The sequence below is a fragment of the Kitasatospora sp. NPDC048722 genome (assembly GCF_040650235.1).
Taxonomy (GTDB): Bacteria; Actinomycetota; Actinomycetes; order Streptomycetales; family Streptomycetaceae; genus Kitasatospora.
Genome location: NZ_JBEZGX010000017.1, coordinates 93761 through 107876, shown reverse-complemented (window position 1 = coordinate 107876; position 14116 = coordinate 93761). Strand labels below are relative to the sequence as shown.

Sequence of the window (14116 nt, the reverse complement as noted above, 5' to 3'; positions counted from 1 at the left end):
TGCAGGGCGAGGATCCAGCGTATCGGCCGGGCTGTGGACTGCCCACCGAAATGCCCTCCCTCCGTCACCCGATCAGGTGGTCTCCTGGAGATGCCCCACCCGCAACCTGGCACCGCCCGACGGAGCTCGTCGAAAGCCCGGCCTCGCACCGACCCGGGCCCGTACAGTCCTCGCATGACCGACACCACCGCGCCGTGGCGCGAGATCCAACGCACCACCGCCTTCGAGAAGTTCGGCCGCGCCGTCGACCAGGTCCACTTCGAGATGCCCGACGGCCAGAAGGAGGAGTTCTACCTCAAGCGCGAGCGCCCGGCCGGCGCTGTGCTCGCTCTCACCCCCGATCAGCACGTCATCCTGGCCCGCCAGTACCGGCCCGGCCCCGACCGCGTACTGCACGAACTCCCCGGCGGCTTCATCGAGCCCGGCGAACAGGCCGCGGCCGCCATCGCCCGGGAACTGCTCGAAGAGACTGGCTACCAGGGCACCGCCACCGAGGTCGGCTCCTACTGGCTCGACGCCTACTCCAACGTCCGGCGCACCGCGTTCCTCGCCACCGACTGTCTGCTGGTCGCCGAACCCCAGCCGGAACGCACCGAGTTCATCGAGGTCGTCATCCTCACCCTGGACGAGTTCCGCACCCGCGTGCTCCGCCAGGGCGCAATGACCGACACCGCCGCGGCCTACCTCGCCCTCGACCACCTCCAGCTCCTCTAGCCGGAGGCAAGCGGCACGGGGCCGGGGCAACGACACCAACGCCCACCCGCCATTCGGGAGGACCCCGTGACCGAACGGAGCACCACCCACACGACCAGCTCCGCCCACTACTACACCAGCACCCTGCTCGCCCTGCCCGAGCGCACCGTCGCCGTAGTGCTGGCCGGCGGCCGGGGCACCCGCCTGCGTGCCGCCGCCGACCCCGAGCTGCAGTCCACGCCGAAGGTGCTCGTGCCGATCGACACCATCAGCGGCCACACCCCCATGCTCGGCCACGCCCTCACCCAGCTCACCGCTGTCGGTCTGCGGCGTATCGCGCTGCTCACCTCCGCCGACCCCGCCACCGGCGCCCAGGACGTCGAGGCCTACGCCCTCACCCACTGCGCCCGGCAGGTGGAGCTGACCATCCACCGCGAACACCACCCGCTCGGCACCGCCGGGGCGGCCTACGCCGCCCTGGCCCACCTGCCCGACACCCCGGTCGCTGTCGTCCTGCCCGCCGACACCCTCTTCCCGTTCACCCTGCTGCCCGCCGCCGTCGCCGCGCACGGCGCCCGCCCGGCCGCCGTCACCTGGACCGTCACCACCGACCCTGGGCCTGGCGCGCAGAACGTCGGCCGCATCTTCCTCGACTCCGACGGCGAGCACGTCGTCCACGCGCTGGAAGGCATCGACGCCACGCTGCCCGCCGACAGCCGCCAGGGCCTGCGGCAGGCCACTAGCACCGGCGCCGTCATCCTCACCCCCGGCCCGTTCCGGGTGTTGTTCGAGGAGTACGCGCAGCGCCGGGCCCACCCCGGCGAGGCGGACCTGTACCGGCAGTTCATGCCCTGGGCGATCAGCCAAGGGCACCTCGTCGGCGCCTACGACCTCCGAGCCCCCGCGCCCGACCTCGGCACCCCTGACCGCCTCGCCGCCCACGGCCGCACCGCCGCCTGAGAGAGGAGACAAGCACCGTGCCCACCACCCAGGCCGTGCTGACCGAACAGCAGGCACGCCACTACCGAGACCAGGGCTACCTGCGTCTGCCCGACCCCGGCCTGTCCCGCGACTTCCTGCACGATGTCGCCGCCCTGGTCCGCGACCGTGCCGCCCGGCTGCCCGCCGGACAGGCCAAGGCCTACCGCCTCTACCAGAACAACCGCGCCCTGATGCACCAGCTCGTCGCGCACCCCGCCCTGACCGGGCCGCTGACCGCGCTACTCGGCCCGAACGTGGTCTACGTGCTCAACCGGCACAACCAGGGCTCCATCAACAGCCCCGGCGGGCACGAGGTGCGGCTGCACCGGGACATCCTCCAGCCCACCCGCGGCCTGCTCACCGCCGTCGTGTACCTCGAGGATGCCACCGTCGACACCGGCTGCACCTGGGTCATCCCCGGCTCCCACCACGCCCCCTACGTCAGCGTTCCCCAGCCCGATGGCGGCGGCACCTGGCTGGACGAGCACCCCGAACTCGCCGACCTCGCCGACCAGGCCGTCCCCGTTCCCGTCCCCGCCGGCGGGGTACTGCTGTTCGACGGGACCCTGTTCCACACCGTCGGCCCCAACAGCGGCACCACGACCCGTACCAGCGTCGTCCTCGGCTACCGGGCCGCTGATGAACTCGATGCCCACCCCGACCCCGACCGGCAGATCGTCGTTGCGGGCGAGCAGCTGTACCGCGGCAACGACCGCCCGAGCTGACCGGACACGGCTCAATCGAGCCTGGTGATCGTGAGTTCGATTCTGTTGTCCCGGTCGGGTGAGCATGGAAGTGGAGCCTCCCACACGGCTCGGGCACCAAGGCACCGTCGGGCTGGGCCCTACCTGCTTCCGGTGTCACTGCAGGCGGATAGCCTCCTTCGGGAACCGACGGCTGTCGGGAGTAGGCGTGGACATCGAGGAGATGCTGGACCGGCTCGGCGCGGTGATCGGGCCGCCGTCCGCGGACGGGGTGGTCCCGGTCCCCTGGGACCTCGGGGCCGCGGAGCTCGGTTTCCGGCTGCCTGCGGACTACCGGGCGTTCGTCGACCGGTACGGGGCAGTCAGTATTGGCGACGAGCTGCACATCTTTACACCATCGGCAGCTCCCACTTCCAAGATCGGGCAGCCACTCGGTTTCGAGGGGTTCCTGTACTACACGACGGACCCCTACGGGTACTGCGGCATGCTGGCCCAGGCCTACGAAGGCGGGGACTACGACGAGTGCCCGTATCCGCTGTTCCCGGCCGAGGGCGGATTGCTGAAGTGGGCCAACAACTACAACTCCGACCATTTCTTCTGGCTGATGCGGGGCCCGGACCCGGACCGGTGGCCGGTCGCCGCCAAGTTCGACTCAATGCTGCAATGGGACCTGTTCGAGGGCGGCTTCCTGGAGTTCCTGCTGGCTGCGGTGACGGAGCAGTACCCGTACCACGGGGACGTCGTTCCCGGCGGGATGCAACAGGTCGGTGACGGCCGTGCCTATCGCACTCGGGGTGACTGGTCGAAGCAGCTCCGGTCGTGAACCCGCAAGCACTGTCAACGGTTGGCTCCGGCTCGCTGAGCGTTGTCGTGCCGATCGCGGTGAGCGTGAGTTCGATTGCAATGGCTTGGTCGGGCGATCTTGCCGCCCGCCGGGCATGAGGGCAGGGCCTCTGGTGCAACTCGGGGTTGTCGAGCCGACGGACGCCACCGCAGCTGGTGACAGCCCGGCCAGCCCGGCCAGGGGGGATGTCTGCACAGGTGGCCCCGGGGTGACAGCGTGGTCGGCGTCCTGGGCCACCCAGGGCACAAGGTCAGCGGCGTCGACGACGGCCCGCCCGTCGATGAACGCGAGCCATCCCGTGCCGTTGGCCGACAGCTCGATCCAGCCAACCAGACGCCGGTCCGGCCGGCGCACCGCGAGCACGGCCGGCTCGGCGTCCCAGCTCTCGACCAGCACCGCGCCGCCGTGGGCGGTGCGCGTTCCGGTCGGCGCGCCCAGACGGCGCAGCAGCGGGTTGACGGAGGTCGGCTCGGTGGCGAGTGCCAGGCGCAGGTCTTCCACCGCGACGGCACTGGTCCGGGGTTCCGTGTCGGCCGGGTCCGCGTTCGCTGATTCGACGCGCGAGGTTTCGAGGGATGCCGCGGCGGGTGCCGGACCCGGGCCTGTTTCGACGCGCGACGATTCCACGGGCGCGGGAACGGCCGTCTCACCGGTGGAGGAGTCGACCTTCAGCAGGTCCGTGCCTGAACCCAATCAAGCTGTCGAAAACAGCCCGCCCCTTCGACCAGTCCGAACCTCCAGACCAGAACACCAGGCAGACGTACTTAGCAGCAGCCGATCGGCTGCAACCTCACCCTCACCAGTGAAGATCACCAACAGCATCCGGAAAGTGATCCAGAACCTCGTTTCACCCGTTGCCGACACCAGGGGCACGGGAGCGCTGAACGGCAGCACATCTCGGCCCATCCGGCCCGGCGACCTCTTGATCGGGAGTCACACCGTTGTTGGTGCAGCCTTCTCCAGCATCCGTTCGAGGTCGGAGACCCTGGCCAGCCCGGGGCATTCCCTCCGTGCCCGGGCGAGTGCCTTGCGCGCCTCGTCCGGGCGTCCCGTCGCGATGAGTGCGGCGGCGAGCGAGCAGCCGGCCTGGGCCCGCCAGTACGGGGAACTGACGGCGGTGGAGAGGGGGCGAGCCACGCGTACGGCGGTGTCGGGGTCGTTCTGGAAGCGGGCGGTGTCGGCGGTTGGGAGGAAGCCGCGGTACAGCGTCCGGTCGTTGATGCCCAGCCGGACCAGGAACGGGTCCAGGAGGGCGCCGGCGCGCTCACGGGTGACCTCGCCGCGGTCGGCGCGGCCCACGAACGCCATGCCGACAATGAGGTACGGCACGTGGGACCGGCAGTCGTTCTCCATGGCCTGGGCGGCGAGCAGTTCGGCCTCCTCGTAGCGCCCTTCGGCCAGTGCCAGGCCGGCCGGGGTGAGGTGGGCCGTCGCGAAGTCGGCCGAGGCCTCCTCCCGCAGCAGGGCGGCGGCCTCGGGGATCCGGCCCGCGGTAAGCAGGCGGTCGGCCCGCAGGGCGCCCGGTGCCCAGAGCTCGTGCGCCAGGGCGTCGCGCCGGAAGGGCAGGACGAAGACCGCCCACAGCGAGCAGATCGACGACGGCCTCCAGAACACCGCGTGCAGGACGAAGCTCGCCAGCAAGCCGATGCCGACGCCCTGGAGCACACCGGTGAAGGACGTCGCCAGCCAGACCCCCAGCCCCGCGTGAAGGCTGTACAGCGCGGTCGCGGACAGCCAGACGCGCAGGCGCGGGGCACGGGAGGGCAGCAGCCCCCACCGCAGCAGAAGGCCCGTCCCGGGGCGCAGGCCCAGCTCGACCGGTACCCCGGCGACGGTGCCGTTCCACAGCAGCCGGTCCCGGCCGTAGGAGACGCCCAACAGCCGTGCCCCGCTGAGCCGGTGAGTGAGCAGGAACCAGAGGTCGGCGAGGGGTTCCTGTCCGAGGAGCGCCCCGATCACGAAGCCGAGCGTGGCCCGGGCCGGAAAGCCGTGGTCGAGCGTCGTGAAGACGGCGGCGATTCCGGCGAGGTGGAAGACCCAGGTCAGAGTGGCGCGAAGGCGTTGGAGCACGGACCGTAAGAATGCCGGAATCCGGCCACCACGTGAAGAGCGCGTGACCCACCTGTGATCTTGGTCCCGCGCGGGCGGGCCGTCGCCGTAGCTGGGACCGGAGCAGGGCTTCGGCGTAGTCGCGTGATGCCCGTTTTGTGATCAGGTGAGCCCGAGAAGTGCGAGCGGGCGTTGTGGGTCGCGGGCGTTGCGGGTCGCGGGCGTTGCGGCGGAGGGCAGCGGCGATGTCGGTGACGCCGGTTCGTTTTAGGGCGCCGATGGCCAGGTTGCGGAAGGTCGCCATGGCTCACGGTGCGTTGCCGGTCCTCAGTTGGGAGGCGTCCTCGGCGAACGTGGTGTCCCGGATGTGGTGCAGGGCCTCGATGCTCCAGTGGTCGCGGATCAGCTGGGCGAGCCGGGCTGGGCTGGCCTGGTCGGAGATGAGGCTGGTGACGGCGTAGACGGTCTTGATGGTGGTCTTGCCGGTCTTCTTGTTGGTGCGGCGCCGCTTGATCTGGATGGCCTGCCGGGCTCCGGGAAACTGCAGGTTGTTCATGGTGGCGACCTTGATCCGGCGGATCTCCAAGCGTCCATGGCCGGTGTCCTTGGCGCGCCCCTGGAGCGGGATGTCCCTCCAGGGAAGGGACTTGAGCTGCTGGCGGAGACTCTTCTGGTTGCCCTTGACGATCACGATGTAGTGAGCCCGCCTGGCGAGGAGGTACTCGGCGTGCTCGCGCTGGGTGTGCATCGCGTCGCTGGTGACGACCGTCCCGGCAAGGTCGGTAACGGCGTCCAGCAGGGGCTGGAAGCAGGTGATTTCGTTGGTCTTCTCGCCGACGTCGAGCTGGGCCAGGACCAGGCCGGTGGTGTGCTCCATGGCAGCGAGCAGGTGGATCTTGCGGCCTTCAGCCCTGGCGGCGCCACGCAGGCTCTTGCCGTCCACCGACACCCCGCGCAGGCCGCCGGTTGCTGGTGCTTTCGGGTGGCGGTCCGCAAGCCAGTGGCCGACCGCCCCGTCCAGGGCGTCGGCGTCGATGCGGGCCAGCAGCCGGCGAACCGTCGATTCGGCGGGCAGCAACCGTTGGGCATCAGCTGGTCGGGGCGAAGGCCGAGGCGTTCTGGCACGTGGGCCGGGGCGTCGGCGGTCCACTCGCCGACCGCCAGCAGCGAGGTCGCCCCGGCCAGCACTGCGCACGCGGTCAGGGCGAGCACGACGGCCAGAGTGTGGCGGACCCCGCGCGCATCACGCGGGTCCGGCACCTCCGCGAGCCGTTCCAGCAGCCCGGGGATCTCCTCCGGCCGCGGCTCTGGCTGTAGGCGGAGCTGGTCAAGAGCGGGCGGGATCGGCGATGATGCGTCAGCAGAGAGATGGCGTGCCTGCCTTCAGCATATGGAAGCGCACCCTGATGGTCGAAAAGACCGTGGTCGAGGGTGCTCGCTGGGACGAATCGGAACAGCGTGTGGTCGTGTCGGTACGGCCTGACGTGCGGCGGCGTGGGCGGTGCGGGCTGTGTCGGCGCCCGGCCCCGTTGTATGACCGGGGACGCGGTCGGCGCCGGTGGCGTGACCTGGACCACGGGACGGTGCGGGTGTTCCTGGAGGCCGACGCCCCCAGGGTCGCCTGCCGCGAACACGGCCCGACCGTTGCCTTCGTCCCCTGGGCCCGGCACGACGCCGGGCACACCCTGGCCTACGACCAGCACACCGGGTGCGCTGCGGGGTGATGGACGCCTTTCACGCGGTGGTCTGGGCCACCGAGGCGTTGAACACCGAGCTCACCACCGAGCAGCGCGGGCAGTTGGAGGCCCTCGGGGTTGGCTGGTAGGCGTTCGGCCCGGGGTGGTTGTCCGAGGCGCGCTACGCTTCGGCGGCCCCGAGAAGGCACAGGAGACCGCCACCTTGCGGTGGCGGTTTTCCGGTGTGCCGTCGAATTGACCCGCTCCAAGGCGTTCCGCCGCAGAGCGCCGCCGCCTTCGCCGATCGCGACCGTCACGGACGCGTCCACGCCTTGGAGGCCTCCGGCGGTCCCCGGACGAAGCCGCCGCTTGTGCCTGCAGCATCATGTGCTGGTGATCTCGCCGGAGCCTGACCTCGTTGCTCGCCTCATCACGTCCGAGACGCCCGCTGACGTCGTTCACGCCGCAGCGGCCTGCCTGGCGCAGATGCTGGACGGGTTCGTCTGGGTCAGATCGCGGCTCGCGCTGGAACGGCGGACGGCAGGGCGGCGCGAGGTGATCGGGTTGGCGAAGAGCAAGTACAACCGTGCCGGGCAGCTGATCGAGTTCAGGGTCGAGAGCCTGACCGTCTTCGACGACGGCCTCGGTGCCTGGCGCCGGTCCCGTCCCGACCTGACCGTCACCAGGCCGGCCTCGGTGGAGTCGATCGTGTGCGCGTCCAGCTTCCTGGACATGTCCAGCACACACTCCGCCGTGCTGACCGACCCCGTCAGGCGCTTGGCGAACCTCGAGCGGTTCGCGGACCACCTGCGCGGGACGGCTCTGCCGTGGTTCTCGGGTTCGGGCGATCCGCGGTCGATCGCGAGCACGGCCCCCGATGCGCTGCTCGGGCCGTGGGACTTCGCCCAGGATCTGATGGAGTTCATGGTCAGCGCCGCCCAGGAAGCCCAGGCGCGGGCCCTGTGGGAGCGAGTCCGCGAGCTCAACCCACGACACCAGGAAGCCTTCATCACAGGCCAGGCCATAGCCCAGTCGGGCGGCGCCCGGCCGCGCTGGCACACACCCGAGGCCCTCGGATGGAGCGCCACGACGCTGGGACTCGCGTAGCCACCGCACGCCTCGCCGCCCGCTCGTCCCGGCCGCGTCAGCACGCCGGCGAGCGGGAGCAGCAGGACAGCGACGGCCCGGTGACGGCAGTCGGAGGAGGACTGAGCTATGCCCGGGGCGGGGCATCCTTCGCCCCGCGCGCGATGCAGGCGCGGCCGTCGGGCGGCAAGACGACGAGGTACTGCCGGTCGGCGTCCTCGACGCGGGCCAGCGTGATGGAGGCACCGGCCGCCGCGAGCGCCTCGGCGGCCGGGCCGGCCTCCTCCGTCATCTGGTCGACCCTCAAGTGGAAGCGGGTGAGGTCCTTCGCCGGGCCAGTGATCCAGATCGCGATCCGCGCACCCCGGCGCAGCGCGGCGAGCAGGTCCGTACGCAGCGGCCCGTCGTCGGCCTCCGAGAGGAGCAGGTCGTGCAGGCGTTCCTGCCCGCACGGCCGGGACGGCGCCGCCTCGGCCAGCACTCGACACTTCCGGCACGAGGCCAGGCCTTGGGCTGGAAATGGCGCAGGAAGAGCTTCAGGTACCGGCTTCGGATCCCGCACAGGCTACGGCCCCTGCCCCCGGCATGCTCGACGCCGGGCACGCCCTCGACCTCGACCCCGGGGAACTCGGCCGGCTCGCGCGCGGTCGCGAACGACCATGTCCCCGCCCGAGGCGTCGATATCGGGAGTATCGATCATGCAAGGCAGCATGCCGCGCCCGGAACCACCACCCGCGTGACGGTACGGGGGCAGCCGCGCGCTCACACACTGCGGCCCTTGGCCGGGTAAAGCCTCGCGTGCAGCACCCGGGCCTCCCACCACGGGTCGTCCGGGGTAGAGACCAGCGCGGCCGTCAACTCCCGTTCGGTCGGCGCGGGCAGCACCAACGGGCCCAAGTCCCGGGCAGCGCAGGCCTCCGCACACCACACCCCGGGTACTCCTGCCGGTCCAGGACGGCCTACTCCCGCAGCTCCAGCACCGAATAGCACGATCCGCACCGCCAGGCCCGGTCCGAGGCACCCCCGGCAAGAGAGCGGGCCGCCTACTGCATGACTTCCCGATGTGGGTGCTCGAAGGAGAGCGGGCAGTAGTAGAGCTGCATGTTGTAGCTCCGCCCGATCTGAATACCGATGTCCTCCCCGTCGCGCCGGTCCTCGATGGGGTCCCAGCCACTGCCATCCAGAGCACCGGAATCGATCGTCAGCAGCGGCCTCATGACGGATTCGCAAGCGCTGCACCGGATCACCGACGGATCGCGGAAGCTCCACGGCCCCCAGCCGCCGACCTTCCACCCAGGGGCGACCGACAGCTCGTACTGGTAGTAGGCCCGGAACTCCTCGGCGTACAGGTACCTCGGATCGGTGCCGGTGAACTCCCGCTCGCACCAGTCCTCGATCCGGTTGGCCAGGCCCGGTTCCAGTTCCAGCGGCGCCGGGTACTCCGTCACCACCTCAGGGTGCAGCACGCACGGCTCCGGCACGTAATCGCCGTAGTGCGACACGTCAGCCGGTAGCGGCGGATCGGTCAGCAGCGCGCCGACCCGCGCGGACGAGCGCCACACCACCGTGGCGGCCGGCATCCACGCCGGATCGTGGTTCAGCGGACACCACAACACCTGCAGCAGATCCGCACCCTCAGGACAAGGCAGCCCGGGAAAGTCCCGAGCCCACAGCTGGGCCACCGGAAGCAACGCGTTCGGGCTCGCACTCCACGGATGTCCCTCCCGCGTCGCCTTGAGTTCCGCCCGCTCCTGCACGGTCGGGCTCCCGCCAGCCCAGCCCCGCTTGAGGATGCCACGGCGCGCCCGGACGTCGGCCAGCGACACCGGCGGATGGTCCTGCGGGTGCGGGCCGGCGCAGGCCGGCCACGGCTCGTCGGCCGGCCACAGCAACGGGCCCCCGACCGAACTGTCATCAACGGTCGGCTCGCCCAAGCGAGGGTGCAGGCGCACCGTCTGCCGCGCCAACGGCACCAGCTCCGGGAAGACTGCGGCGATATCCACCCGGCGCGGCGGGGTGACACGAACCATCGAGGCATCTCTTTCAGGCGGGGACCAGGCATTCGGACCTTAACCACCACCACTGTCAAAGCAGCCACCCGGAAGCACACGGCCACGGGCCGTGGAGCGGCTGGACGGGGTTCAGGCAGGGAGTGACGCCGGAGTAGGACATGCCAAGCGCCGCAGTCAGCAGTTCGATGTCGAGTTGGGCGGCGAGGGTCAGCAGGCGGGTGGAGCGCAGGACCCGCGGCAGCAGGCCGACGGGGGTGAGGCTGTCGCGGATGTGGGCGGCGCCGGCGGGGGCGCGGGTTGTGGTGGTGAGGCGGGTAGTGAGGATGTGGGGATTGGCTGATCCGGTGCGGGCGCGGTGGTCCAGGCAGCGCTGCAGGGCTTGCCAGGTCGCGGTGTCGAGCGGGGTGGGGGCCGGGCGGCCGGGAAGTGCAGGGTGCGGCGGACGGTGTCCACGGCGGTGTCGGTCAGGTGGCGCAGTTCGGTGGTGGTGGCGGCGTGCAGGAGGGTGGCGAGGCCGAAGGGCTTCGTGGGGGTGGGTGTCGGGGTTGTCGATCCAGCGTCGGTAGAGGGCGCGCTGGTGGTCGAGGGTGAGGGTGGGGCCGCGGAACCCTCGGTGCTGCGGCGCGTCCAGCGGTGCGGTGGGGTCGTGGAGGTCCGTCCCGGTGCGGTGGGCGTGGGCGAAGAACTGGCGTAGGCCGGCCAGGTGCGCGGCACGGCGGCACGGGTTGCGGGCCAGGAACGCCTCCACGTCGTGGGTGCTGACGCTCGCCCAGGTGGTGGTGCCCTGGCCGTGCAGGTGCAGGGCGATGTCGCGGACGGTGGTGAGGCGCACCTCGGCGGTCCGTAGTTGCTTGGGGCGCAGGCCGTGCTTGATGGCGTGGTCGCGTTCGGCCATGAGGTGGTCGGCGAAGGACCGGGCGGCGGGTCACCGCGCGCGTGTGCCCCCAGGCTCGGCGCCCGCCAGTCCGCCGTGCGGTCGGACGGATCCTCGTCTGCTAGGACCCGCGATGTCCCTAACCCGTGCACGGGCCAGCCCTGAGCCCACTGGTGTCCACTTGTCTCGATCCGTACCATCACGGTGGACACCTACAAAGGGGAATGCGCTTTGGAAATAAGGGAGTTGGCCGCAGCCGCAGTCGACGTACTCGTGAACTCGGCCACCTACGTCAGAACGCCAGGGGTGCCGAGCAAGGACCTGACCGCGCTCCTGCGCGAGCGACTCGGCCGCACCCAGCTCGGCGCTGCCGCGCTCTTCCGGCTCGACAGCGAGGGAGGAGGAGGCGGAGCGGCGGACATCGTCCGCAGCATCCTGGCGGACGAGATCTCCAACGACCCCGTCTTCGGGCAACTTCTCCACGCAGCCCTGAGCACCGCTCGGCCCGCGATGCCGACCATGCCCGCGGGCCCGCCGTCCCAGCCCCCACCCCCGCCGTACGCCCCGGCCACGCCACCGCGCCCCCGCCCGGCCAGGGGCAGAACCGCCAGTGTCTGGCTGCTCGGCCTGCCTCAGTTCCTCGTCGCCGACATCGGCGCCAGTCTGGTCGCCAGCCAGGACGCCCCAAGCGCCGTCTACTTCCTGATCCTCGCCACCTCCCTCGTCCTCCTTGTCACCGGGATCATCCTCGGCGCCACGGCCCTGCTCCGAGCGACCAGCCGCATGCTGATCGCAGGCGTTGCAGTCGACATCCTGCTGCTCCTCGACCTGTTCTGGATCACAGCAGCCCACGCGAGCCACACGTAAGCCCCGAACTCGCCACCGCCCCGGCACTGCCATCGCGTGGAGCACACGGTCCTCCCACCACGGATCGCCCGGGGCGGAAACCAGCGCGGCACGCTGTCGCGGGTGATGGCGATGTCGAAGGCGACCTGCATGACCTCGGTGCCTTCGGGCAGCCGGCTGACGGTGGTGGTGGCGAAGGACGCGTCCCAGGCGCCTGGCGGTCCCAGCGTCGAGTTGCAGAGCCGGTCGAGGCTGTCTGAGAGCGCCTCGCCGGGCACGAGCCAGCCGGCCGGAAGACCCCAGACGTCGGCGGCGTGGCGGTCGAGCAGCAGGATCCGTGCGCGTTCCCCGCGGCGGTGGACCAGGGCCAGAACCTGGAACTCGATGATGCCCGCGCGGTTCGCGTCGCTGATGATCTGCTGCCGGGCGGCGTGGTCCTTGCCGTCGGGCAGCCACTTCTGGGGGTCCATCACTTCGGCCGCGGGGTGATGAAGAGTCGTTCGAGGACGGGCCGGGACAGGTGGTGGAGGGCTGGGGACTCGGTGTGGGTGTGCCACCAGCGGTGGCGGCCGGGCCAGTCGGGTTCCGTCTTCGGCGCGATGGTGACGTTGAAGACGATCTGGAGGACCTCGCTGTCGTCGGGAGGGCGAACCGGAGCACGGTAGGCGTTCGGCCGCTGGAGTGAGGGGGTGACTCGGACCGGCCCGCCGGAGCCGCATGAACGCAGCGCACGGTTCACAGTTCTGCCATGCGCTTCCTGCTCCAGCCGTGCCGCCTCGCCGTCGTGACCGTGCTCGCATTCCTGCTCGCGATGGCCGGGACACAAGCCGTGGCCGCGCCCGTCCCCTCGTCGAGCGGGTTCTCCTTCCCGTACGCGGGCTCGCCGCGTTACCTGGCCGCGACGCCGACCGAGATCGCGTCAGGAGGCCTGCTCCACCGGCCGCTCGGGCAGAAGATGGCCGACGCCATCGCACTGCGGCTCGGCCTGAACAAGGCGGACGCGTTCACACCCAAGCAGTACCTGGAGTTCATCTCCGGCGGCGGTGTCGGCGGACAGAAGGAGCCGGCGGCGCTGGTCGATGCGAGCGTGCGCATCCTCACCAACACCGTCGGCCGCCCGCTGTTCGCGGACGTCAACGGGGTCGTCACACCGACGGTGCTGGCCAGCTACGGCCTCTTCGTCACCAAGGACGGCTGGCTGGAGAGCCCGGCCTATGCGACCGCCCCGACCCGACTGGTGAACACCGTCATCGCGCCCGGCGGCTACATGGGCACGTGGATGCGCGCCAACGGCGCCACCCGCTCGCTGCGCATGCTCTACCGCTCCGCTTTCCCGGTCGAGGCCGCTTACGGCTTCCTCGCCCAGCAGATCTCCGGGGAAGCGCAGTTGGCGCCCAACGCCAAGGACGGGGTCTGCTCGGAGGTGGGGATGTCGATGGCCCCCGCCCTGTGGGCCACCAACTTCGCCCTCATCTGGACGCTGAACCCCAAGCTCGCGGCCGACATGCCGGCCCGCTGGGCCCCGATTCCCGACGCCGTCGCGAACGCGATCCTGAGCAGCCCCACGGGCCGCGTCCGCTACGCCGACTACGCGTCGTTCCTCCGGTAGCCGGGTAACCCGGTGGGCCTCAGCCGAGGTCGAGGGAGCAGCCGATGATCTCCTTCATCATCTCGGTTCGTGCCGGCGTAGATGCGGGTGACAGCGGCAGGTCAGCCCGAGGTGTCAGAGGCTGCCGACGAGGCGTACCGGGGTGGAAAGGAGGAGGAGCTCGCCGGCCGTGGCGGCGAGCCGGAAGTCGAAGATGCCGGTGAAGGCGCCGGTGATGAGCAGCAGCGTGCGGTGGTCACGGATGCGGCGGCGCCACTCGCGGGTGGCGGCGATCTCGGCGTCGAACCAGAGCGCGCCGCCCGGGCGGTGGATGGTCAGCCATGTGCCGGTCAGGACGGCGGACCAGCCCGTCCGTGGGCCGGTGGTGGTAGGACAAGCGGTGTCGCGGCCGGCCCGGCCGTCTTCGGGCAGCAGCGGCCGCCCGGGATCCGCGGGCACGAGCAGGACCGGACGGCGGCCGTGCAGCAGCTCCGGCCAGGCCCCACCATGCAGGCCGGTGCCATTGATCATCTCCACACGCACTCTTCTTCCCCTCGCCCGGCCCACCCATCCCGGCGCCGGACAGGTCACATCATCGGACACGCCGACATTGGGTTCCCTTGTTCTGCTTCGGCATGGAACGGGCGCGGTTGGTGCCGGTTCGCAGTCAGGCGCGCCGCGCGCGAACGGCCAGGAACGGTGGCAGTCCCGCCCTGTGGGGTTGCGCGGCCGCCAGATCATCTGGTGCTCCGGTCGTTCTGCC

At 70.9% G+C, this 14116-nt stretch carries 13 protein-coding genes and 2 pseudogenes; 8 read left to right on the top strand and 7 right to left on the bottom strand.

The features are described 5' to 3' along the window. Nucleotides 1–174: 174 nt before the first annotated feature. The 4 genes from AB0C76_RS15435 to AB0C76_RS15420 all read left to right on the top strand — a co-directional run bounded on the left by AB0C76_RS15435 (nucleotide 175) and on the right by AB0C76_RS15420 (nucleotide 3201). The gene (locus AB0C76_RS15435) at nucleotides 175–714 is read left to right on the top strand and encodes an NUDIX hydrolase (RefSeq protein ID WP_359964691.1); all 540 of its coding nucleotides are present in this window, start codon (nucleotides 175–177) and stop codon (nucleotides 712–714) included. A gap of 66 nt (nucleotides 715–780) precedes the next feature. Beyond that, nucleotides 781–1653 (top strand): NDP-sugar synthase, encoded by an 873-nt coding sequence (locus tag AB0C76_RS15430; RefSeq protein WP_359964689.1) that lies wholly within the window; start codon nucleotides 781–783, stop codon nucleotides 1651–1653. Nucleotides 1654–1670: 17 nt separating this feature from the next. Next, nucleotides 1671–2399: a phytanoyl-CoA dioxygenase family protein gene (locus AB0C76_RS15425; protein WP_359964688.1), complete on the top strand. Its 729-nt coding sequence runs from the start codon at nucleotides 1671–1673 to the stop codon at nucleotides 2397–2399. A gap of 187 nt (nucleotides 2400–2586) precedes the next feature. Beyond that, nucleotides 2587–3201, top strand: coding sequence for a hypothetical protein (locus tag AB0C76_RS15420; protein WP_359964687.1), 615 nt, complete (start codon nucleotides 2587–2589; stop codon nucleotides 3199–3201). 954 nt (nucleotides 3202–4155) lie between these two features. Here the strand turns inward: AB0C76_RS15420 and AB0C76_RS15415 are convergent. From AB0C76_RS15415 to AB0C76_RS15405, 3 genes and pseudogenes are all read right to left on the bottom strand, one after another. Further along, on the bottom strand, nucleotides 4156–5292 hold the full coding sequence (locus AB0C76_RS15415; RefSeq protein ID WP_359964685.1) for a hypothetical protein: 1137 nt from the start codon (nucleotides 5290–5292) through the stop codon (nucleotides 4156–4158). 286 nt (nucleotides 5293–5578) lie between these two features. Further along, the gene (locus tag AB0C76_RS15410; RefSeq protein ID WP_359964683.1) at nucleotides 5579–6349 is read right to left on the bottom strand and encodes an ISAs1 family transposase; all 771 of its coding nucleotides are present in this window, start codon (nucleotides 6347–6349) and stop codon (nucleotides 5579–5581) included. Nucleotides 6350–6414: 65 nt separating this feature from the next. Then, nucleotides 6415–6531 (bottom strand): annotated as a pseudogene (locus AB0C76_RS15405) (transposase family protein); the annotation flags it as partial. A gap of 113 nt (nucleotides 6532–6644) precedes the next feature. Here AB0C76_RS15405 and AB0C76_RS15400 point away from each other — a divergent pair. Continuing rightward, nucleotides 6645–6971 (top strand): annotated as a pseudogene (locus AB0C76_RS15400) (transposase family protein); the annotation flags it as partial. Between the two features lie 369 nt (nucleotides 6972–7340). Then, the gene (locus AB0C76_RS15395) at nucleotides 7341–8054 is read left to right on the top strand and encodes a hypothetical protein (RefSeq protein WP_359964681.1); all 714 of its coding nucleotides are present in this window, start codon (nucleotides 7341–7343) and stop codon (nucleotides 8052–8054) included. A gap of 106 nt (nucleotides 8055–8160) precedes the next feature. Here AB0C76_RS15395 and AB0C76_RS15390 read toward each other — a convergent pair whose 3' ends face one another. The 3 genes from AB0C76_RS15390 to AB0C76_RS15380 all read right to left on the bottom strand — a co-directional run bounded on the left by AB0C76_RS15390 (nucleotide 8161) and on the right by AB0C76_RS15380 (nucleotide 10940). Beyond that, nucleotides 8161–8514, bottom strand: coding sequence for a hypothetical protein (locus AB0C76_RS15390; RefSeq protein WP_359964679.1), 354 nt, complete (start codon nucleotides 8512–8514; stop codon nucleotides 8161–8163). A gap of 562 nt (nucleotides 8515–9076) precedes the next feature. Beyond that, nucleotides 9077–10063, bottom strand: coding sequence for a hypothetical protein (locus AB0C76_RS15385; protein WP_359964677.1), 987 nt, complete (start codon nucleotides 10061–10063; stop codon nucleotides 9077–9079). 55 nt (nucleotides 10064–10118) lie between these two features. Then, nucleotides 10119–10940: a hypothetical protein gene (locus AB0C76_RS15380; protein WP_359964675.1), complete on the bottom strand. Its 822-nt coding sequence runs from the start codon at nucleotides 10938–10940 to the stop codon at nucleotides 10119–10121. Nucleotides 10941–11225: 285 nt separating this feature from the next. Between AB0C76_RS15380 and AB0C76_RS15375 the strand changes: the two genes are divergently transcribed. Continuing rightward, nucleotides 11226–11786, top strand: coding sequence for a hypothetical protein (locus AB0C76_RS15375; RefSeq protein ID WP_359964673.1), 561 nt, complete (start codon nucleotides 11226–11228; stop codon nucleotides 11784–11786). Nucleotides 11787–12513: 727 nt separating this feature from the next. Further along, nucleotides 12514–13374 (top strand): hypothetical protein, encoded by an 861-nt coding sequence (locus AB0C76_RS15370; RefSeq protein WP_359964671.1) that lies wholly within the window; start codon nucleotides 12514–12516, stop codon nucleotides 13372–13374. Nucleotides 13375–13488: 114 nt separating this feature from the next. On the opposite strand, the gene AB0C76_RS15365 is transcribed toward AB0C76_RS15370, so the two are convergent. Then, nucleotides 13489–13884: a hypothetical protein gene (locus AB0C76_RS15365; RefSeq protein ID WP_359964746.1), complete on the bottom strand. Its 396-nt coding sequence runs from the start codon at nucleotides 13882–13884 to the stop codon at nucleotides 13489–13491. Between the last annotated feature and the right edge of the window lie 232 nt (nucleotides 13885–14116).